This is a genomic window from Flavobacterium sp. NPDC079362 (assembly GCF_050267765.1).
Lineage (GTDB): Bacteria > Bacteroidota > Bacteroidia > Flavobacteriales > Flavobacteriaceae > Flavobacterium > Flavobacterium azizsancarii.
Genome location: NZ_JBNNFM010000022.1, coordinates 1 through 23,032 on the forward strand (window position 1 = coordinate 1; position 23,032 = coordinate 23,032).

17 protein-coding genes are annotated in these 23,032 nt (G+C 34.1%); 12 read left to right on the top strand and 5 right to left on the bottom strand.

Annotated features, from left to right (window positions below; translation table 11 throughout):
• Positions 1-111 precede the first annotated feature (111 nt).
• From ACQKCJ_RS16955 to ACQKCJ_RS16970, 4 genes are all read right to left on the bottom strand, one after another.
• Entirely contained in the window at positions 112-1,467 is a 1,356-nt protein-coding gene (locus ACQKCJ_RS16955; protein ID WP_271336437.1) for a Gfo/Idh/MocA family protein, read from the bottom strand.
• 126 nt (positions 1,468-1,593) lie between these two features.
• A complete protein-coding gene (locus tag ACQKCJ_RS16960; RefSeq protein WP_271336364.1) occupies positions 1,594-2,913 on the bottom strand; it encodes a DUF3472 domain-containing protein in 1,320 nt (439 codons plus the stop codon).
• A gap of 87 nt (positions 2,914-3,000) precedes the next feature.
• Entirely contained in the window at positions 3,001-4,698 is a 1,698-nt protein-coding gene (locus ACQKCJ_RS16965) for a RagB/SusD family nutrient uptake outer membrane protein (RefSeq protein ID WP_271336365.1), read from the bottom strand.
• Between the two features lie 9 nt (positions 4,699-4,707).
• On the bottom strand, positions 4,708-7,791 hold the full coding sequence (locus ACQKCJ_RS16970; protein ID WP_271336366.1) for a SusC/RagA family TonB-linked outer membrane protein: 3,084 nt from the start codon (positions 7,789-7,791) through the stop codon (positions 4,708-4,710).
• A gap of 648 nt (positions 7,792-8,439) precedes the next feature.
• Here ACQKCJ_RS16970 and ACQKCJ_RS16975 point away from each other — a divergent pair.
• A complete protein-coding gene (locus ACQKCJ_RS16975) occupies positions 8,440-9,096 on the top strand; it encodes a sugar-binding protein (protein WP_271336367.1) in 657 nt (218 codons plus the stop codon).
• 160 nt (positions 9,097-9,256) lie between these two features.
• On the opposite strand, the gene ACQKCJ_RS16980 is transcribed toward ACQKCJ_RS16975, so the two are convergent.
• Complete coding sequence (locus ACQKCJ_RS16980; protein ID WP_427402516.1) at positions 9,257-10,297, bottom strand: LacI family DNA-binding transcriptional regulator; 1,041 nt, start codon at positions 10,295-10,297, stop codon at positions 9,257-9,259.
• 232 nt (positions 10,298-10,529) lie between these two features.
• On the opposite strand from ACQKCJ_RS16980, the gene ACQKCJ_RS16985 reads away from it, so the two are divergent.
• The 11 genes from ACQKCJ_RS16985 to ACQKCJ_RS17035 all read left to right on the top strand — a co-directional run bounded on the left by ACQKCJ_RS16985 (position 10,530) and on the right by ACQKCJ_RS17035 (position 22,979).
• Complete coding sequence (locus ACQKCJ_RS16985) at positions 10,530-11,621, top strand: mevalonate kinase family protein (RefSeq protein WP_271336369.1); 1,092 nt, start codon at positions 10,530-10,532, stop codon at positions 11,619-11,621.
• 9 nt (positions 11,622-11,630) lie between these two features.
• The gene (locus tag ACQKCJ_RS16990) at positions 11,631-12,506 is read left to right on the top strand and encodes a sugar phosphate nucleotidyltransferase (protein WP_427402517.1); all 876 of its coding nucleotides are present in this window, start codon (positions 11,631-11,633) and stop codon (positions 12,504-12,506) included.
• Positions 12,507-12,689: 183 nt separating this feature from the next.
• On the top strand, positions 12,690-14,069 hold the full coding sequence (locus ACQKCJ_RS16995) for a sugar MFS transporter (protein WP_271336371.1): 1,380 nt from the start codon (positions 12,690-12,692) through the stop codon (positions 14,067-14,069).
• Positions 14,070-14,095: 26 nt separating this feature from the next.
• The gene (gene nagB, locus ACQKCJ_RS17000; protein WP_271336372.1) at positions 14,096-16,024 is read left to right on the top strand and encodes a glucosamine-6-phosphate deaminase; all 1,929 of its coding nucleotides are present in this window, start codon (positions 14,096-14,098) and stop codon (positions 16,022-16,024) included.
• Between the two features lie 335 nt (positions 16,025-16,359).
• Complete coding sequence (locus tag ACQKCJ_RS17005; protein WP_427402518.1) at positions 16,360-16,596, top strand: DUF3820 family protein; 237 nt, start codon at positions 16,360-16,362, stop codon at positions 16,594-16,596.
• 436 nt (positions 16,597-17,032) lie between these two features.
• The gene (locus tag ACQKCJ_RS17010) at positions 17,033-17,329 is read left to right on the top strand and encodes a hypothetical protein (protein WP_271336374.1); all 297 of its coding nucleotides are present in this window, start codon (positions 17,033-17,035) and stop codon (positions 17,327-17,329) included.
• 161 nt (positions 17,330-17,490) lie between these two features.
• Positions 17,491-17,901 (top strand): DUF4190 domain-containing protein, encoded by a 411-nt coding sequence (locus tag ACQKCJ_RS17015; RefSeq protein WP_271336375.1) that lies wholly within the window; start codon positions 17,491-17,493, stop codon positions 17,899-17,901.
• Positions 17,902-18,051: 150 nt separating this feature from the next.
• Positions 18,052-18,306, top strand: a complete 255-nt coding sequence (locus ACQKCJ_RS17020) for a DUF2752 domain-containing protein (protein WP_414655393.1) — start codon at positions 18,052-18,054, stop codon at positions 18,304-18,306.
• 189 nt (positions 18,307-18,495) lie between these two features.
• Positions 18,496-20,121, top strand: coding sequence for a CTP synthase (locus ACQKCJ_RS17025; protein ID WP_271336376.1), 1,626 nt, complete (start codon positions 18,496-18,498; stop codon positions 20,119-20,121).
• Between the two features lie 80 nt (positions 20,122-20,201).
• Positions 20,202-22,109, top strand: coding sequence for a membrane protein insertase YidC (gene yidC, locus ACQKCJ_RS17030; protein ID WP_271336377.1), 1,908 nt, complete (start codon positions 20,202-20,204; stop codon positions 22,107-22,109).
• Between the two features lie 153 nt (positions 22,110-22,262).
• Positions 22,263-22,979, top strand: coding sequence for a toxin-antitoxin system YwqK family antitoxin (locus ACQKCJ_RS17035; protein WP_271336378.1), 717 nt, complete (start codon positions 22,263-22,265; stop codon positions 22,977-22,979).
• The last annotated feature ends 53 nt before the right edge of the window (positions 22,980-23,032 follow it).

Genomic DNA, 23,032 nt, shown 5'->3' on the forward strand with positions numbered 1-23,032 from the left:
GTATCGTAAATTAAGAACCGCCTTGGTACGGATCCGTATGCCAGGTGGTGTGGAAGGTCACCTAGGGAACTAATCCCTAGGTTCCTATCCGATTGCTAACCACCAAAATATTTACTCTGAAAACTCTAATTTTTGTAATTTATTCCAGCCTCCACGAGTGAAATCAGGAATTTCTACAGGAACAGAACCTTTATCCAGAGAAATTTCTGTTAACGGACCTAAACAAGACCATTCTGCAAGATCGTAAACATCCATATCAAGCGGAAGTCCTTTTTGCAGGCAGTGAATTAATCTGTAATCCATTACGAAATCCATTCCGCCGTGACCGCCTACTTTTTTAGCCTGCTCTTCAATGTCTTTAACGATCGGATGTTTGTATTTTGCCATTAGTGCTTTTTTAACCTCTTCAGGAACAAAAGAGTGTGCGCTTAGTTTTTCGTGATTTGGTTTTACATCATCGCCTAATGCTGCACCATCTAAGGCATAACCTTCTAACGGATATTTGTTTGCAAAACCTTTCGTTCCGCTTAACTGATACATTCTGCTGTATGGTCGGGGAGAAGTAACGTCATGCTGAATTTGGATTGTTTTTCCGTTTTCGGTACGAATCATTGTCATAGTGTGATCTCCGTTTCTAAAATCTTTAATTTCCTGTCCCGATTTTTCTTTGATATAGGCAGGATTTCCAACTGCTTTTGTATCCATAGAAACCAGGAAATTCATTTTGTCACCACGATGAATATTCAATGCCTGACACGCTGGCCCCATCCCATGAGTCGCATAAACATCACCGCGGTGTTTAATGTTGTAATCCATTCTCCAGTTGTTCCAGTATTCGCCCCAAAAAGGCTGAAGTCCGTGAATGTATGATCCTTCGGCATGAAGAATTTCTCCAAATAATCCTTGCTGTGCCATATTTAATGTCGTCAATTCGAAGAAATCGTAAACGCAATTTTCAAGCTGCATACAGTGTTTACGTGTTTTCTCAGAAGTATCAATAAGATCCCAGATTTCTTTCATGGTCATTGCTCCCGGAACTTCAATGGCAACGTGTTTACCGTCTTTCATTGCCTGAACTCCAATTAATGCATGGTGTTTCCAATCTGTAGCGATATAGACTAAATCTACGTTTGGTAATGCCGTTACTTTTTTCCAGGCATTTTCATCTCCAAAAAATTCCTGTGCTTTAGGAAGTCCTTGTTTGGTTAAAATCTCATTGGCTGATTGTGTATTTTTTTCTGACATATCACAAAGTGCAACTATTTCTACACCAGGAATATGTGTCATGCGTTCTACTGCTCCCGGGCCACGCATTCCTAAACCAATAAAAGCCACACGAACTGTTGGAATTGGTGCTGTAGCCAAACGCAAAACATCTTGCTGACCTTTAGGGCGGGTTGGTGTTTTGGTCTTAATCATTTGTGCCGATGCAATTGTTCCTGCAAACAAAATGCAAACGACTAACATGAATTTTAAAATAGTAGTTCTCATAATTTAATTAATTTGATTTGAAATAATGATAATCTGAATACAAATTATCAGGCAAAATTGTTTTTTGTTATTGTTATTGTTTCGTTTTTAGAATCTCTCTTTTTAAGGTAAATTCGAAAAATTTATTTCTGGTTTTTTATGGTTTAAAGGTCTTGTGAAAGTAGTTTTTGGTGTGGTGTAATTATTGAAAAAGCCTCCGTTTTTTAAATAAAAGTAATCCTTATCAAGTCCGCCGGCAAAATCCATTCGATATCCTTTTGTACCAGTATTATCTGTTGTAAAACGTACTGAATTTATTTCGACCCAAATATCTTTATCATCGCAAACCCATTGATTGTTGAATAGTACTTTACGCGATAAATCGCCTTGTTCCGGAATAAAATTTTCTAAAAACGAATGAAACCTTTTAAGATAAGTACTGGTTTCAGGACGATTAAAACTCGCTATTAACAGCCATTTCTGCAGTTCTGGTGCATAAAAATAGGCAGTGTAAGTAGTTGTATTATTGTTTTGAGGAAACCCTTGTAATAAAAACTTATAAGTCGTTCCTGCTTTCCAATTGTACTTGAGGTAGCTTTGACCTCCTGAGCCTTCATTACCAAATTCTCCGGTGTGTACATTATCGCCTTTTTTTAGCATTTTAATCTTGTGGGTTTCCGGAATACTTGCGGGATCATCTGTTGTAAATGGACTCCAGACAGAGAATAAAACTCTTCTTTCTGAGGCTGAATTTACCTGAATGCCAAAATACCCTTCGCCAAAACCATTCGCCATAAAATAGGAACCTATTTTGTCTTCGTTTTCGGGAACGGTAAGTTCGTTATAATACCACTTTGCTTTTATATTTTCAGGAACCTGATAGTTTAAATGAACTGATGGTCCGCGGCGTCCCCAATGATAAAAGTTGCCTTCGTTGTTGGGTACATAAGATATTTTTACGTTATCATCACTTGAAATTGTTAAGCGGTCAATAGACGGAAATTGTTCTCCGGTTTTATTAATTCCTTTTATTTTTAGCGCAACGTAACCTTCCTTATTTATCTTCCAGGATCCTATTGCAATCGCTTTTTTTGAGGCGGTAAATTTTACTTTTTTCGATTCATTATTGATCGAAAATTCCAATTCTGATTTTCCAAAAACCTGTACAGATTCTTCTACAGTAATTTGAAATGTTCCCGCTTTAGAAACTCTGAAATAAACGGTAAAAAACTCTTCAGGATTTTTCCAGTTTTCAATGCCATTATCAGTAACAGTATTGTTTTCGTCCTCGTGTTTAGAGCTGTAAGCATTGCCGGCAAGTGGCAGCGAAATTTTGACTTTTGGATTTTCTATGTTCATTGTTTTTATCACCTTTTCTTTGCCTGAAGCAACAGAAAAGAACATTAAAAAAGACGCAAGATAGAGATAGAATATTTTTTTCATTTTACAGGGAATTAAGTTTTTTTTGAAATTCCTCTCTAATCAAACCAAATTAGAGAGGCTTCAAAAAACAAAACTACTTCTAAACAATTATGGGTTTTGAGTCAGAGTTCCCGGATAGGCATTAATTTCTGACTGCGGAATATATTGTACGACTCTTAAGCTTGAAGCTGGCCAGTCGATCATTGGTAAATGTGGACCAGGATAATGACGTGTCATAGTCTGACCATTTCTGTACACATCATAACCTCTATGTGCTTCAAATGCGAGTTCTAACTGACGTTCTTCATCTACTCGCTGTACAGCATTTGTATTGTCTAATGATGTATAACCTCCACCAACAATCGATCTTTCTCGAATAATGTTTAAGTTGGCTAAAGCGCTATTATAATCTCCTTTTTTTACATAGGCTTCCGCCATATTCAAATACATCTCGGCCAATCTTGAAATAGAAGGAGAGTAAAGGTGAGAGTCATTATTTTGCAAAGAACACTTAGTAATGTAATACATAGGATATACACGATTTAATAACATCATATAATCTTTTTCTCCTGTATAGGTTTTGCCTTCATATAGAATCGAATATTGATTTTCGGCTGCGTTTACTGGGGTTAAGTTATAATCAACAGTTCCTATTGTGATATAAAATGTACCATTAGAATTTGTTTTCAAAGGCTGTTGCATATAGTTATAACCAGTTTGTGTGCCGCCGGTATTCTTGATGTCATAAATAAAACGGAATGCCTGAGTTTTGTTTCCTGCATCGTCTGTTGTGTACTGAGGATCGATAAAAGCCCAACGAGCATCTTTTTTTAAACCTGATTTTCTTAATAAATCCAGGTATTTTGCACTCGCATACATTTCGCCCCAGCCCTGGCCTTGAATATTAGCATACATACCACCAATTCCGTAATAATGATCGTAGCCTGAAAATTCTGACGCTACTCTTTTAACGGCAAAAATAGTTTCGGTTTGTTCATTAGAATCCGGTGCATAAGTATTGAATTTCATAAAACTGTCGCGGTTTAGTAATTTATACTTTCCGCTTGTAATTACTTTATTAGCATATTCAATAGATTGTGTTGCATATTCCTGATTCGGATTTTCATAGGTACCACTCATATATAAGTATACCCTGGAGAGCATTGCCTGAGCAGCTTCCTTACCGGCATACGATGCTGATTTGTCAACGGTCATTAGAGATTCAGCTTTTTTTAAATCGCTGATGGCTTGTGCGTAAGTATCTTTTACTGTTGATCTGTCCGGTAGCGTTAGATTGATTAAGTCTGCCGGTAAACCATTTACAATTGGCACTCCTAAATTAGTTTCAGGAGATTGTGAGTAAGGTCTCCCGTAAGTACGGCAGAGGTAAAAATAAATCATACCTCTTAAATAATAGGCTTCACCAAGCTGTTGGTTAACAGCAGGACTTTCTCCCTCTGACATCATTTTGATCAAATCACTTGATTGCGAAACAATTTTATAGCTGTTATTCCAGAAAACAGATAATCTGTCATTGTTAGGAATATGTTGATAGGAGATAAATGAGTAAAATGAATCTGTAGAAGTTCCTCTAATCATGATATTATCGCCAGGATATTCTCCAAGTCTGTGCATAACATCAGACCATCCTTTTAATTGCGCGTAACAGCCATTTAATAAAACCTCTACAGCCGCTACTTTATCTTGTTCTATTTTGTCTTTTGTGTATGCATTAAAAGGTTCTCTGTCTAAATCACATGAGGACAGGAAACTAATTGCCATACATAATATAAATATCTTTTTCATGATTTTGTTTTAAAGAGTTAAGTTAAGTCCCAATACAATTTTGCGAGTTGAAGGATACACATGCGTTGCAACACCAGAAATAATATATTGCTGTGTTGTACTATTGTAAGTAGGAGGAAGCTCAGGATCTACACCGGAATAATGACTAATGGTAAAAAGATTCTCTCCGGCGATGTACAATCTCAGGTTTGAGATATGAAGGCGTTGAATAGGTACATTATATCCAAAAGTAATACTTCGCATTTTTAAGTACGTTCCGGTTTCTAAGAAACGTGAAGAAGCTTTGTTAGACTGACTATTGTTGTCATAAAGTGCCTGTGGATGTGTTGCGATATCACCCGGTTTTTCCCAACGGCTCCATCCGCTATGCAGTTTCATTTGGTTTCTGTCATTATAAGCACCATCTGAATCAAATTCGGCTCTGGCATAATTATAAATTTCGCCCCCAACAGAATAGCTAAAAATCGCCGAAAAATCGAAATTCTTATAATTTAAGCTGGTAGAGAACCCTCCAAAAAAGTCCGGAGTATACGTTCCTATTGCTTTTTGATTTTTAGAAGCCTCACCGTAATTGCTCGTTTTTATACGCTCTCCGGCAGCATCTGTAGTGTACCATTGTGGTTTTCCGTTTGTGGGATCAACACCAGCCCATTCTGTTAAGTACCAACTGTCAACATCTTTTCCGGGAGTTAATAATTTGCTTGCTGAACCGGCAACACCGCTGCCATCTCCTACAATAATTTGTTGTTTGTCTCCGTACAGATTTGTTACCTTGTTTTTATTGGTACCGATATTAGCATCTACAGACCAGTTAAAATTATCGCCTTTAATGATATCAACATTAACCGAAGCTTCAAAACCTCGATTGTTTACCGCACCTACATTTCTCCAGATACCCGTAACCCCAATAACTCCCGGAAGCGGTACATAGTATAATAGATCAGAAGTATTTTTATTGTAATAGTCCAAAGTAATGTTTACTCGTTTAAAGAAGCTTACATCTAAACCAACTCCGCTTGTAAAAGTTTTTTCCCAGCTCAAATCAGGATTAGCCAATTGCGAGATTAAAGCTCCCGGGGTTTCATTATAACTATTTTTCGAAAAAGAGTACAAAGGTAGATGAGGATACAAACTTTCTGGTCGATTTCCTACAGAGCCATAACTGGCTCTAAGTTTTAAGTTATTGATATAGCCCGCGTGAAAGAAAGCTTCGTTATGAATGTTCCATCCGCCACTTATAGAGTAAAAGTTACCATATTGTGCATTTTTACCAAAGTTAGATGCTCCGTCACGACGAAAAGACACCTGCGCCAAATAACGATTATCATACGAATAATTTACATTCGATAATAAAGATTGCACCGCCCATTGTTGTCTTCCGCCGCCTACTTTTTCAGGAACAGCGGCAGCATCAGGAGCTATAATTCCGGGAGGAATTCCAGTAGCTACTCCTTGAGTAAATTTTCGGTTATATTCATTCCACTCATAACCGGCAACAGCGTTAAAAGTATGTTTGCCAAATGATTTATTGAATTTTAATAATTGATTGGTATAGATTCTATTGTAATTATCCACGTTATCTTCGATCCTGCCTTTCACAGCTAAACCGTTAGAAGATCTGGGATCTGTATAAGCAGTTGAGTTTGAATTGCTAAAAATGTAATTGTTTACAGAAGAGAAAGTCAGCCAGCTTGTGAATTTAAGGTCGAAATCAAGATTCGCTCTCACTAAATAGGTTTCAGATTCAGCATAATTCCATTGCAAATCATACAAATAATTTGATCCGGTGGTGTTTACCCAAGTTGGGTTTGGAGCATTTCCCACCAAAGAACCATCTTCCAGATAAGGACTATCCCAAGGCATATTTCCGTACAAAGCTCCAACGCTATGTTGTTTATCATTAGTTGATTCTCTGGTTAGATTAATTTGTGGTCTTAAGGCAAACCAACTGATTGGTTTATACTCAAATTTCATAAGGCCATTGTACTTTTTGTAATCATAACCTTTAATAGCTCCGGTTTCTTTATATACACCAACAGATACGTAACTTTTAAAGTTTTCACTTCCGCCACTTATCGATAAGTTATAATCTTCTGCAATACCAGTTTGAGTAGCATTGTCCCACCAGTCAAAGTTTTTATTTCTTAATTCAGGATTCCACCACCAAACATTTTGAAAAACTTCTTTGTTTTCAAATGAATCATATAAATCATATAATTCAGCCCCATTCATGATTTTAAAATTTCCGTTGTTTAAAGTCGTCATGGCTGTTTTGGCAGAAAAACTAATAACAGCTTTTCCGGATTTTCCGCTTTTAGTCGTCACGAGAATTACACCGTTTGCACCCTGCGAACCATAAACCGCTGTAGAAGCCGCATCTTTAAGAACCGTCAACGTTTCAATATCAGATGGATTCATGTTAGCAGAGCTATTCCCCACAATAACACCATCAATTACCCATAAAGGATCTGTACTTCCGTTAACGGTGGTTTTTCCTCTAATGACTATTTTGGCTACTGCTCCCGGCTGACCTCCACCCGTGTTTACGTATACTCCGGACGCTTTACCAGCCAGCATGTTTTCGACAGAAGGAGTAGTTACATCAACAATTTTTTTACTGTCTAAGGTTTGTAATGATCCTGTTAAGCTTTCTTTTTTGATTTTGCTGTAACCTACAATAACAACCTCATTCATTTGTTCGCCGGCCTCTTTCATAACGATATTAAGATTCCCTTTTCCCGCTGCTATTTCCTGATTTTCCATCCCAAGAAACGAAAAGATCAGCACAGCACCTTCACTTAGAACTTCAATAGCAAAACTCCCGTCCATATCAGTTTGTACTCCTTTTGTTGTGCCCTTTATGATAACATTTACTCCGGGAATCGGAATGCCTTTTTGATCGACAACCTTACCCTTTACTATTTTTTGAAATACAGATAAATTGGTTTCGTTTACCGGAATCTTATCAGATGGTGCAGCTGTAGAAATTTGAAAACTTAAAGACATTACTGAAAGTAATGTTACTTTAAAACTTTTTTCAAGTACAGCATGTAACCTTAAATTTCCGGTTTTTTTTGAGAATGCTTTTTTCATACTCTTCGTTTGGTTTTGGTTAATGAATGTGTTTCAGTTCAGTTTCTTAAAAAAATACCACTTTACTTTTTGTATATAATTTTCTTCTGTTATAAAGACTAAAAATGAGATTAATAGGGTTAAAAAGAAGAAATAAAAGCGTAGAATATTTTTATAATACGACGAAACTATTGATTATATTTTTACTAAACAAGAAAAAAACAAAAAAATGTGCTCGAACACATATATTTTATGTTCTCGAGCACATAAAATTATACATCCTATATTTTTAAACATAAATTATTGATTTTTTTTCTAAAACAAGACACAAAAAGCACATTCCTGTATTTTATGCTTAGTTACGGGTATTTTGATTTATTTTTAAATATTGAAAAATACTGGTTTATATTTGTATGAATATCGTAATTAGTATTCGATTTAATTGATAATACATCAAAGTTTATTATTTTATAAATAGTAGGTTTTTTCTTTGTTTTAGTTGTTGTTGCAAAATAAAAGAACAGAAAAAAACAAGCAATTTTTCAAATAAAAGGATCTCTTATATTAGTACTTAAAAAAAGAACAAAAATGGAAGTGGTTTTTTGTTGTTTTTTAATTTTAAAAATTATCTTTTACCTATTTTTATATCAATTAAATTTTCTTAAAATTATGAGCTTAATTTCTAAAGATTATCAACTGTATTTCATTAATAAAAATGGAAATAAAAATGCTGACTTTTCTAATTTGTCTTTTTGGAAAGATGCTAATTGTTTGACTGATTTTTCTTCTCCCTGGGAAAATGATTCGTTTTCAAAAATTGAATTTAGGGCGCTTCACGATCTTGAAAATTTCTACTTTAAGTTCAGGGTTTTTGATACTGATATCTACATTGATAAAAAAGATGATAGTTTTGAAAGTATAGGAAACTCAGATCGTGTAGAGTTGTTCTTTAGAACAAATGAATCTCTCAATCCTTACTATTGCTTAGAAATTGATACATCTGGAAGAATAATGGATTTTAAAGCGCGCCCAAACAAGGATTTTGATTTTAATTGGAAATGGCCTAAGAATGATATAGAAGTAAAAACGTCTAAAGATGAAACTTCCTTTATTGTTTCAGGACGAATTAGTATTCAATCCTTAAAAGATTTGAACTTAATTCATAATAATACAATTGAAACAGGAGTTTTCAGTGCAAAATTTTCTCTGGTCGAAAATCTGCAATACAAACCAACCTGGATTTCATGGGTAAACCCAAATACTGAAACACCTAATTTTCATATAGCTTCTTCGTTTGGAAGATTTATTTTGAGCCCACTGATTTAGCGGATTTAAGCTGGTCTTCGCTGACTTCAATTTGTGGAATTTTTAAAAGAATCTGCTCGATCTGTTCAATCTGTGAGCTAAAAAAATTACCCACAGATTTAGCGGATTTAAACGGATTTTCGCTGATTTATTGTGCGGAATTTACAACCCGTGGGCAATCTTACGATATGTAAAATGAAGCATTCTCCGCATTGATAATATCAATAGGCAATAAAATAGTTTCCGGGATATCTTTCCTGAATAAAAAATGCTCTATCAAAGTACTAACACCTAAATAAGCTTGTCTTTTTTGATTTTGATGAATTAGAAAATGAACCAATCCCTGATTCAGGAAGTTCACATTTTTTTCGACTAAGTCATAACCAATAAGTGCAATTTTTTTATTTTTTAATGGAGATAGAATAGAGGCAATCTGATAGGCTTTTGAAGTCGTGATGAAGATTCCTTTTAAGTGTGGGTTTTCTTCTAAAAAGGCAGAAAACTTACTTTCGACATTTGGATGTTTTAATTTTAGAGTAGTTAAAGAAAATCCTGCGATCTTTTTTTCGTCAAAATAATTTCTAAAGCCTTTTTCCTTTTCCTGCATATGGACTGCATTTTTCAGGCTTTCATCAATATGGATAATTGCAATTTGACCTTCGCTTAGAATCAGGTTCATTAAACTTGCTGCGACACGTCCGCTTTTATACAAATCCTGTCCAACAAAACCCTTAATAGATTCTCCTTCGATTTGATTATTAAAAGTATTCACTATAATTTCCAACTCGTCGTATTGTTTTACAATTTCCAGTGTTTCCTTATGAAATAACGGAGCGATCAAAACAGCATCAGGAGATTGTTTGATTATGGTTTCATTAGTATTCATAAACGATTTCGTGCTTTCAGGATTAAAGTAATGAGTCTCGATAATCACACTATAGGCTTTAAATTCTGTTATAGCTTCCTGAATCCCGTTAACACAAGGAAGCCAGTAAGGATCAATTTCCGGATCCGGAAGTAAAACGCAAATACGGTAAACTTTGGTGTTTTTTAAATTTCGGGCAATTAAGTTCGGCTCATAATCAATGACATTTAAAACCTCATTTATTTTATCCAGAGCCGTTGGAGATACTTTTCCTCTATTATGCAATACCCTGTCTACAGTTCCTTTCGAAACTCCAGCCATTTTTGCTATATCCTTAATTGTGTACTTTTTATCCATATGAGCAAATATAGAAACTTTGATTTAATAATTTAAAAAATGTTGTAAGAATTATTTAGTGTGCTCGAGAACATTTTATTAGTGTGTTCGAGCACATTTTTAGTTTTTTTCTTGTTTTATAAAAATATAATATATAGTTTCGTAGAATCAAAACCAAAAATTTAAAATAAATCCTTAACCAAAAATCATTGTAAACTTCTGTTTTGTAGTGATTTATTACAATATCTTTTAAGTGAAAAAAATTACTTCCTTAGCCCCGGGTCGGACATGTCTCTTTGGAGATCATCAGGATTATTTAGGATTGCCGGTTATAGCCTGTGCAATCGATCGAAATATAAAATTAACCGCAACAGAGAATCAGACCAATACATTTATTCTTAATATGATTGATATTGGCGAAATCCGTAGCATTAATATTGATGCAACTTTCGACAAATTAGAGCCTCGTGATTATTTTGCCTCTTCATTGCGCGTACTGCGCAGATATGGCTGTGTGCCCAATGTGGGGTATACGATAACCATTACAGGAGATATTCCAATTAATTCAGGAACATCAAGTTCATCCGCTTTATTAATGGCGTGGATTCGTTTTTTAATTTCGGCTTTTGGCGTTGATCAGGAAGTTACGCCTGAATTTATTTCGAAAGTAGGATATGAATCCGAAGTATTGGAACACGGAGAACCTGGAGGAATGATGGATCATTTTAGTATTGGAGCAGGAAATATTGTTTATATAAATACAAAAGATCCTTTCTCTTATAAAATTATCGGAACAGAATTAAAAGGTTTAATTACCGGAGTTTCCGGTGTTCCAAAAGAAACAATAGGATTGCTTGGCGAAGTAAAAGGAAATGCCTTGATCGCAATTGATATTGTGAAGCAGAATTTTCCGGATTTTGATCTAAATCTTTCTAAAATTGAGGATTTAGACCGCTATAGAAATTGTTTGCCAGACCGATTAATGCCTTATTTTGATGCCGCACTAAAAAATTTCCATTATACAAAAGAAGCTTTAAAAGAGTTTGAAAAACCAGTTTTAGATCTTCAAAAAATAGGCGCATTAATGAATCTGCATCACGAAGTTTTGCGTGATTTATTAAAAATTACAGTTCCGCGAATTGATGATATGATCGATGCCGCTTTACGAGCAGGAGCTTACGGAGCTAAAATTGTGGGTTCCGGAGGTGGCGGCAGTATTGTAGTTATTGCGAATCCTGAAAAAGAGGATGTGATAATCGAAGCCATTCTTAAAGCTGGAGCTCAGGAAGCATATGCCGTTACGGTAGATCCGGGCGTTAGAATTATTGAAAATATTGAAATTTAAAAAATAAATATGCACAACAATTTAGTTATTCTTGCGGGTGGAGCATCATCCCGCATGAAAAAAGAAGCCGTTCTTGATAATTTATCTCCCGAAGAAATTACACAGGCAAACGAAAGAAGCAAAGGTTTAATTGGTGTAGGAGCAAGCGGAAGACCTTTGTTAGATTATCTTTTATTGAATGCTAAAAAAGCGGGATATAAAAACATCTACATTATTATTGGCGAACAAGGAAATTTATTCAAGGAGTTTTACGGAACTCAAAATACAAATAATAATTTTCACGGACTCAATATTTCTTTTGCGGTACAATATATTCCCGAAGGACGAATAAAACCCTTTGGTACAGCAGATGCTTTGTTTCAGGCAGTCGAACAGTTTCCGGAGTTAAATACACAACAATACTCCGTTTGTAATAGTGATAATTTATATTCGGCAGCAGCCTTACTAGCATTGAGAGAAACCGATAGTCCAAATGCATTTATTGCTTACGATCGTGATGCTCTGGAATTTCCTTCTGAAAGGATTTCGCGTTTTGCTATTGCCAAATTGGATAAAAACAACCAATTACTTGATATTTTAGAAAAACCATCTGCTGCTGTTTTGCAGGATTATAAAGATGTCCAAGGTAAAATAAGAGTTAGTATGAATGCTTTTAAGTTTAACGGAAGCACTTTGTATACCCATCTTAAAAATTGTTCGGTTCATCCGGAAAGAGATGAGAAAGAATTACCAACAGTACTTTTAAATGCTGTAAAAGAACATCCAAATACCACCTTAGGAATTCCGTTTTCAGAACATGTTCCCGATCTAACAGCCAAAGAAGATATCGCTGATGTAAAAGAATATTTACAGCAGTTTTATCCGGTTTTAGACTGGGATGCTTAAGAAAAATTAACAAAAAATTGATATCTAATTTACAAATAAGTACAACTTATTAGACTACTTTTGTTTTAAAATTGCAAAAAAAATGCATTTAATTGCATTTCAATTGCAATATATTTGCAAAAAAAAGTTGATGTTATTTTAGATAGAAAAAAACTAATCTATTAACAATCAACCAAAAGTATTATGTCAAACATTGAAAGTGCATTACAAATAGAAAAAAGGAGTACTATTATTCCGATGGTCATTTTAACCGCATTATTTTTTATTTTGGGTTTTGTTACCTGGCTTAACGGACCTTTGATTCCATTTTTTCAGTTGGCGTGTGAGTTGACCTCTTCACAGGCTTATTTTGTAACTTTTGCTTTTTACATTGCTTATTTTGTAATGGCAATTCCGTCATCGTGGGTGATTGAAAAAGTAGGCTATAAAAACGGAATTTCACTAGGATTATTGATCATTGCTGCGGGTGCATTTATGTTTTATCCTGCTGCTGAAAGCCGAACTTTTTTACTGTTTTTAATTGCATTATTTGTCATGGGAACAGGTTTGGCAATTTTGCAGACAGCATCAAATCCTTATGTAGTCGTAATTGGCCCAAGGGAAAGTGCTGCGGCAAGAATCAGCGTGTTGGGAATTGCAAATAAACTGGCCGGATTTGTGGCGCCATTGATATTGACAGCTTTGGTTTTGTCTAATATGCAGGAGTTTACAGCAGATAAAATTGCGTTGTTAGATTCAGTTTCAAAATCAAACGCTTTAAATTCTCTTGCATTGCAATTGCAAAGACCTTACCTTTATATGGGATTAATTATAATGGTTCTGGCACTTTTTGTAAAGTTGTCGCCATTGCCGGAAATTGATTTGGATGAAGACGGAAATGTAACGCATTTGAGTATTTTTAAGCAAATCAGAAATGCATTCAGACGACCACAATTGGTTTTAGGCGTAATTACTTTAATGCTGTATTTGGCTGCTGAAGTTTTAGCCGGAGATTCTATTGGAGCTTTCGGAAAAGAATTAGGAGTATATGGAACCGAAGGAAATTTTTATTTAAAATTAACTTCCTTTACCATGTCTGCAATGGTGGTGGGATATATATTAGGGATAACATTAATACCTAAATACCTTTCGCAGGTTACAGCTTTAAAAGCATCAGGAGTTTTGGGTATAATTTTGGTAATGGCCATCGTTTTGATTTCGCCTAAAATTATGGTTCAGTTGCCTGGAATTCCAAATTTACCAGTAGTAATTCTGCTAGTAGCATTATTGGGTTTAGCAAATGCATTGTGTTGGCCGGCGATTTGGCCAATGGCGTTAGAAGATTTAGGAGGATATACTAAAATAGGAAGTGCAATTTTGATCATGGGTATCATTGGAGGAGCAATTTTTCCTTTGTTATACGGATTGATCACAGAAAATATAAATGCGTCAAATATTGCAAACGGAACCGCAGAGATATCAAAAAGCGGAAATCAAATTGCTTATTTAATGTTGTTACCATCTTATATAATGATACTTTTTTATGCTATAAAAGGTCATAAATATCGAAGTTGGAAAATGTAACGAGAGGAATTAAAAAAAACTATATCATGTTAAAAAGTAAAATAGACAAGGCAACAGGTTTCGAAAAGAGATTTGAAAACATCAATACGGTGGTTTTCGAAAATTCTGGTGAAGCATCAAAAGCAGTAGCGCAGGAAATTGCGGCTTTAATTCAATCCAAGCAAAAAGAAAACAAACCTTGTATATTAGGTCTTGCAACAGGATCTTCTCCAAAAGGATTATATGCTGAGTTAGTGCGTTTGCATAAAGAGGAAGGTTTGAGTTTTAAAAACGTAATCAGTTTTAATTTGGATGAATATTATCCGATGGAACCAAACTCAATCAACAGTTACGTTCGCTTTATGAAAGAATTACTGTTTGATCATGTTGATATTTTACCTGAAAATGCTCATGTTCCTAACGGACTTTTGACTAAAGAACAAATTGCAGATTATTGTACAGATTATGAAGCAAAAATTGAGGCTTTGGGAGGAATCGATCTTCAGGTTTTGGGAATTGGGGGTAACGGACATATTGGTTTTAATGAATCCGGTTCATTACAAAACTCTAAAACTCGTTTAGTAGCTTTAGATCATATTACGAGAGTAGCGGCAAGCAAGGATTTCTTCGGATTAAGTAATACGCCGAGAACTGCAATCACGCTTGGAGTAAAAAAAATCATGGAAGCTAAAAGAGTAATCTTATTAGCTTGGGGAGAAGGAAAAGCAAATGTTGTAAAAAGATCTGTAGAAGATGAAGTTACGAATAGAGTACCTGCTTCATTTTTGCAAGAACACAATAATGCTGTTTTTGTTTTAGATAAGGAAGCTTCTTCAAAATTAACGAGAATCAACAAGCCTTGGTTGGTAGAAAAAGTAATCTGGACAGATAAATTAACGCGTAAAGCAGTTTTAGGATTGGCGCTTCAGCTTAAAAAACCAATTTTAATGTTGACTGATGCTGATTATATCGAACACGGAATGAGTGATTTATTAGCTGATTCTGGTCCGGCATACGACATAAATATTAAGATATTTAATAAATTACAGAATACAATCACAGGCTGGCCAGGTGGAAAACCAAATGCAGACGATTCAAACCGTCCGGAAAGAGCAGAACCAGCCAGAAAACGTGTATTGATTTTTAGCCCGCATCCTGATGATGATATCATTAGTATGGGAGGAACTTTTATGCGTTTGCAAGAGCAGGGACATGACGTGCATGTGGCTTACCAAACGTCTGGAAATATTGCAGTTGCAGATGATGAAGCGTTGCGTTTTGCAAGATTTGTAATTGATTACAACGAAAAATTTGGAATCAAAAGTCCGGAAGCAGATGATATTTACAAAAAAGCACAAACTTTTTTAGAGAATAAAAAGAACAGTGAAATTGATATTCCGGAAGTTCGTTACATAAAAGGATTAATCAGAAAAGGAGAGGCGAGAGCAACAAGTCATTTTGTTGGATTAACCGATGATCAGATTCATTTTATGGAATTGCCATTTTATGAAACCGGAACAATTGAGAAAAAACCAATCGGCAAAGAAGACATTCAATTGACGATGGATTTAATCGAGAACATTAAACCACATCAAATATATGCAGCAGGAGATTTAGCAGATCCACACGGAACACACAAGGTTTGTCTGGATGCTATTTTTGAAGCAGTAAAAGCTTTAAAACCAAAATCTTTCATGGATGATTGTTGGTTATGGTTGTATCGTGGAGCTTGGCAGGAATGGGGAATTGACGAAGTCGAAATGGCGGTACCAATGAGCCCGGATCAGGTTTTAGCAAAACGTCACGGAATCTTCAAGCACCAATCGCAAAAAGATGGGGTTGTTTTTCAGGGAACTGACGCAAGGGAATTTTGGCAAAGAGCCGAAGACAGAAACGCAGAAACAGCTGCTTTGTACCAGGAGTTAGGTCTGGCAACGTACGCAGCGATGGAAGCTTTCGTGAGATGGCACTATTAAAAAGTTGCTAAGGTTCTGAGAAACTAAGTTCCTGAGTTTTTTATCCTTTAAAATATTCGCCATAAATTCACGAATTAATTTAAAACTAATTTGTGAATTCGTGGCGATTTCTTTTTAATCTATGATTTTTTGAATAGGGTATTACGAGTTTTTAAGTCTCAGTTTTCAGCTGTTAAACTGTTAACCGCGACTGAAAACTGAAATCTGCGACCGCAAACTATTTTAAAATCTGTGGCTAAAAAAATAAAAAATAGCAATAGCTTTGCATCAACAAGAAGCAAGAAAGAGAATAAGTCCATATTCTATTTTCTTGCTTCTTTCTTCTTTAAAAAAATATGGAACCAGACAAAAAAATTCTCATAAAATTAGCCCATACCAAAATGCCTTTCGGAAAATACGAAGGACGATTTTTAATTGAATTACCGGAATATTATGTGGTTTGGTACCATAATAAAGGTTTTCCTAATGGCGAATTGGGGCAACAACTGGCACTTGTCTATGAATTGAAACTTAATGGACTCGAAGAATTAATCAGGAATATTAAGAAACAATATCCCAAACCAATTAAATAGTAAGAAAAATCTTTTGCTGTATCGTTTTTTTTATTTAAGTTTGATCTATAAAAATATTACAATTTTTAAAACTAATTGATACCACAAATTCAAGCCTGAATGTGTAAATGTGTACAAGTCAATATTTTAAAATTATAATATTTAATACATAAAAATATTATAATTTTTTAAAACAAATTGATACCACAGAATTCAAGCCTGAATTTTTAGATGTGTACAAGTCAATATTTTTTAAAATTATAATATTTTTTTTATGTTAAAAATTACTTCAAGAGCCAGTATTTCATAAGGCTTTATACTCGCGCCTTTCTTACGTCATTTATGTTTGGATATTCCAAATCCCCATTAAATTTATTTGTTAGTAACTTTGAAATGTTCTCTATTGTTCTCCTAAGTGTTTTTCTATTTTTGTAATAATTAAGATGAAAAAAACTAAATGGGAAACAATATTAAAACCTCGAGTTCAGGTGAAAATTTTAGCATTGCAGCTTTAGTTTTAGGAATAATTTCTAATATAGTAGCTTTCATTCCTTGTATAAATGTGGTGGCGCTGGTTACTTCACTCCTCACTATAATTTTTGCTGTAGTTGGTTTGTACAGAGCAAAAAATGCAAATTCTTCAGCTTTGTTGGCTAAAATAAGTTTGGTTTTGGGAATCGTTGCATTGGTGTTCTCAATAATTCTCGTATTAGTTTATGGCTTTATTATTGGTGCTTTATCATTTTGGGATTAGTAATAAGGATGTGATTGGTGAACAAGGTGTGAAAAATAATTATGAATACTAAAAATAACAAGAAATTCCCTTTTAATTTATTTGTTGATAACTTTGATGCATTCTATAGTGTTCACGTAAGTGTTTTTCTATTTTTGTAATAATTAACATAAAAACACTATATGGAAGATTATAAACAACGATCAAATGCAGGTTTAGGAATGGGTATTACAGCTTTAGTATTAGGAATATTAGCTGTTATAGCTTCTTTTATACCTTGCTTTGGTTTCTTTGCAGTTCTTTTTGGAGTACTAGCAATTATTTTTGGAGCAATTGGTTTGTCCCAGGCAAAAAAAGAAAATGCGCCTACTGCATTGCCGTTATCAGGTTTGATATTAGGAATTGTTGCAAGTGCATTTGTTATTTTAAGAACATTATTTTTTGTAGGTGCTGTTGGATCAGCTATAATGTCTTCGAAAGATGAAATAAACCAAGCAATAGATTCTGCAACTGCTGAATCAATAAAAGTACAGGATTCTCTAAATGCGATCGAAATAACAACTGATACTGTAAAGGTGGAAGTAACAAAATAATAAATCCCTTTTGTGGAAATAAAATCTTCTTACGAAATTGATTCTTATAAAAAGATAAACATGATTTTTATTGTAATAATCATGTTTATCTTTTTTTATTGCTTTATAGTTCCTTTTTTAGGTTTTGGGTTTCCTTCTTCTTGCGAAGGAATGCCTTTAAGTTATTGTAAAAGCCGCGGTTTGACCAGAGCTTTTTCTCAAATACTAAGATTTAACTTTAGCGAAGCAATTGCTTATAATCCCTATAGTATAAAGATTTTTTTGTTTTTTCTAATTCAATTGGCTACACGGTTTGTTATCAATAAGATAATTCGGTTATCGAATTTAAAAAGAATATTGACTTGTGATATTTTTTTTAGTGTAGTATTCTTTATTTTTTCATTTTACAATCTTGTAGTAATGTGAAAAAGGGAAAAGAACCGAGTATTATTCAAAAAAATATCTAATTAAAAGTTAAAATTATCGATTACGGAAACATGTAATCGTTCTATTTAAAAATTTGCAAATTATCTCATTCTCTAATTGATAAATTATCTAATTAAATTTGTACTTTTGCCAAGTTTTTTACACAACTACAATACAAACAACAACAGAATGAATCAAACGAAATATATTTTTGTTACAGGCGGTGTGACTTCTTCATTAGGAAAAGGGATTATCGCGGCATCTTTAGCAAAATTGTTACAAGGAAGAGGGTATCGTACAACAATTCAAAAATTTGATCCATATATCAATGTGGATCCGGGTACGTTGAATCCATACGAGCATGGAGAATGTTATGTAACAGATGATGGTGCAGAGACAGATTTAGATTTAGGTCATTACGAGCGTTTTCTAAACGTTCCTACTTCTCAGGCGAATAACGTTACTACAGGAAGAGTTTATCTTTCGGTTATCGAAAAAGAAAGAAGAGGGGAGTTTTTAGGAAAAACAGTTCAGGTTGTTCCTCATATTACAAACGAAATCAAAGACAGAATGCAATTGTTGGGTAAATCCGGCGATTATGATATTGTAATTACTGAAATTGGTGGAACTGTTGGTGATATCGAATCACTACCTTATATAGAGTCTGTTCGTCAGTTGGTTTGGGAATTGGGAGAAAATAACGGAATTGTTATTCATTTAACCTTAGTTCCTTATTTAGCTGCTGCAGGAGAGTTAAAAACAAAACCTACACAACACTCTGTAAAAACATTGATGGAAAGCGGTATTAAAGCTGATATTCTGGTTTGTAGAACAGAGCACGAACTTTCAGATGAGTTGCGTAATAAATTAGCATTGTTTTGTAATGTAAAAAGAGAAGCAGTTATTCAGTCTATTGATGCTTCGACAATATATGAAGTTCCTAATTTAATGCTTGAAGAAGGATTAGATGTTGTGGCTTTAAAGAAATTAGATTTACCTAAAAAAGCAGCTCCGGACTTAAAAAACTGGAATACTTTTTTACGCAGATTAAAAAATCCAAAACATACCGTAAATATCGGTTTGATAGGAAAATATGTAGAAATGCAGGATTGTTACAAATCTATTTTAGAGGCGTTTATTCATGCAGGAGCTTCAAATGAAACTAAAGTAAATGTAATTTCTATACACTCAGAACACATTAATAGTGATAATATAGAAGAGAAATTAGGAACTCTTGACGGAGTTTTGGTTGCTCCTGGTTTTGGAGAAAGAGGTATTGAAGGAAAAATCGAAGCAGTTCGTTTTGCACGTGAAAATAATATTCCGTTTTTCGGAATCTGTTTAGGAATGCAAATGTCAGTTATTGAGTATTCAAGAAATATTTTAGGTTATGCTGATGCCAATTCTACAGAGATGAATGAGAAAACTCCTCATCCGGTTGTAAATTTAATGGAAGAGCAAAAAACAGTTACAGATAAAGGTGGTACAATGCGTCTTGGAGCTTGGAAATGTGATATTAAACCAAACACTTTAGCACATAAAATTTACGGACAAAAGACGATTTCAGAGCGTCACCGTCACCGTTATGAGTACAATAATAAATATGCCGATGAATTGCAGAAAGCAGGATTAATTGCTTCAGGTGTAAATCCGGATACAGGTTTGGTTGAAATTGTAGAACTTGAAAATCACCCGTTTTTTATTGGAGTACAATACCATCCTGAATATAAAAGTACCGTTGCAAACCCACATCCAATTTTTGTAAACTTTGTGGCTGCAGCAGTAAATAAGCATGTGAATACGCATAAAAAATAATAATTAATATTCTAAGGATGTAACTTTTGAGTCTAACTCATTACTAATAGCCTTAATGAATAACCTTTTTTAAATTTATAATGGAAGAAAAAAAATTTGATCTTAATTCAATCATTGGTTTTGTATTGATATTTGGAATTTTGATTTGGATTATGTACCAAAATCAACCTTCTGACAAAGAGATTGCTGCTGAAAAAGCCAAGAAAGAATTAGTTGCTAAGCAAGAAGCGCAAGCTCAGGCTGATAAAACTAAAACAGCTGTTTTGCCAGTTACTGCTGCAACTCCTGGAGATACGGTTCAATTAGCGCAATTACAAAAAACATTAGGTGGTTTTGCTTATTCAGCTACACTTCCTTCTGCTAAAGAAGGTTTTACAACTATCGAAAACGAAAAGATGATACTAAAAATCGCCAATAAAGGTGGTTATATAGTTGAAGCTACGTTGAAAGAATTTAAAAGATTTGAAAAAAATTCCGGACAATTAGTAGAATTAATCAAAGACAATAATTCTAATTTAAACATTCAGTTACAAACTACGGATAACAGAACTTTAAATTCTAAAGATCTTTATTTTGAACCAACGCTAACAAAAAACGGTGCAGATCAAATATTGACGATGCGTTTGAAAGCTGGAGCTAACGAATTTTTAGAATATAAATATGTATTAAAACCAAACGAATACTTAGTTGGTTTTGATATTCGTTCTCAAGGTTTGAATAAAGTTTTAAATTCTGCTAAACCATTAGATTTACAATGGGATTTAAAATCATATAGAAACGAGAAAGGTGTTTCTATTGAGAAGCGTTATGCGCAACTGGAGTATGAGTACGGAGATCAAAAATACAATTATGTAGGTGGTGGTGTAGGAAAAGAAGAAACACCTGAAAAAGTAAGTTATATTGCCTTTAAGCAACACTTTTTTAGTGCGATTTTAGCAACTGATAAACCATTTGATAAATCAAAATTACAATCTGATGATTTAGTAAAAGATGAAACGATAGATACTACTTTTGTTAAGCAATTTAAAGCAACTGTTCCATTGGCTTTTACAAATGGAGAAGTTGATTATAAAATGAGCTGGTATTTTGGACCGTCAGATTATAAAATTTTAAAATCATACGATAAGAATTTCGAGAAAATTATTCCATTAGGTTGGGGGATTTTTGGATGGATCAATAAATGGATTTTTATTCCGTTGTTCGGATTCTTAAGTTCGACAATGGGATTATCATTAGGAATTGCGATTATCATCTTTACGATTATCATCAAAATTGCGATGTCGCCAATTACATACAAGTCATTCCTGTCTCAGGCAAAAATGAAAGTTTTGCGTCCGGAGATTACAGAGTTGGGAGAAAAATTCAAAAAAGACCCAATGAAGAAACAACAGGAAACGATGAAACTGTACAACAAAGCAGGAGTAAACCCAATGGCAGGATGTATTCCGGCATTGATTCAGCTTCCTTTTATGTATGCGTCATTCCAGTTCTTCCCGTCAGCTTTTGAGTTAAGACAAAAAAGTTTCCTTTGGGCAGACGATTTATCGTCATTTGATGCAGTAGTAAAATTACCATTCCACATTCCGTTATACGGAGATCATATCAGTTTGTTTCCAATTTTGGCAGCAGTTGCAATTTTCTTCTATATGAAAATGACTTCAGGAGATCAACAAATGGCAGCGCCTCAGCAAGAAGGTATGCCGGATATGGCAAAAATGATGAAAATCATGATTTATGTTTCGCCATTAATGATGTTAATTTTCTTCAATAGTTATGGTGCTGGTTTGAGTTTGTATAACTTTATCTCTAACTTAATTACAATCGGAATTATGTTTGTAATTAAAAATTACATTGTAGATACAGATAAAATTCATGCTCAGATTCAGGAGAATAAATTAAAAGAGCCTAAAAAACAAAGTAAGTTTCAACAACGTCTTCAGGAAGTGATGGAACAACAAGAGGCTACAAAGAAACAGAATAAAAAATAATTAGAATATTAAAAAAATCCCGATTACTCGGGATTTTTTTATATCCGGGAACTTCTTAAATTTGAAGTTTATTAAACTAAATTCTAAAAATTTAAAAAGGATAAAACATACTTTATAAGTTTCGTTTTCGTTAAAGTTTAAAATTGAATTACAATGATTTATAAAAAAATAATAGTAGGGTTACTTTTCTTAAACGCGGTTTTAGTATCGGCGCAGGATTTTAATAAATCAGACGCCAACGGAAAAAAAGATGGAGTTTGGAAAGGAACTTATGAAGTTTCTAAACGTCCTCGTTACGAAGGGACTTTTAATCACGGAAAAGAGACTGGTATATTTAATTTTTTTGATGATACCAAAAAAGGAGATGTTATTGCTACTCGGGATTTTACTGCAAATGACGGAAGCTCGTATACTATTTTTTATGATCAGAGTAAAAATAAAGTAAGCGAAGGAAAAGAAATAGGTAAAGCACGCGAAGGCGAATGGAAATATTATCATAAAGCTTCGAAAGTGCTTATGACGCTAGAAAACTACAAAAATGGTACCTTACAAGGTGTAAAGACGGTTTATTATCCTAACGCTAAAATTGCCGAGGAAATGAATTATGTAAACGGTCTGAAAGATGGTATTTATAAAAAGTACGGACAAAATGGAACTCTTTTGGAGCAAACTACTTATAAAAATAATGAATACAATGGAGATGCCGTTTTTTATGACGCTGATGGAGTTGTAGCTTCCAAAGGAAAATTTGTAAACGGAAAGAAAGCAAATATGTGGCAGTTTTACTTAAAAGGAAAACTAACCAAAGAAGTAAATATGAGTGATCCAAAAAGTAGTTATCAGGCAGACTCAAAACCTAAAACGCAATAATTGAAGATATTCTTTTTTAAGTTTTTTAGCCACGAATTCACGAATTTTTGTTT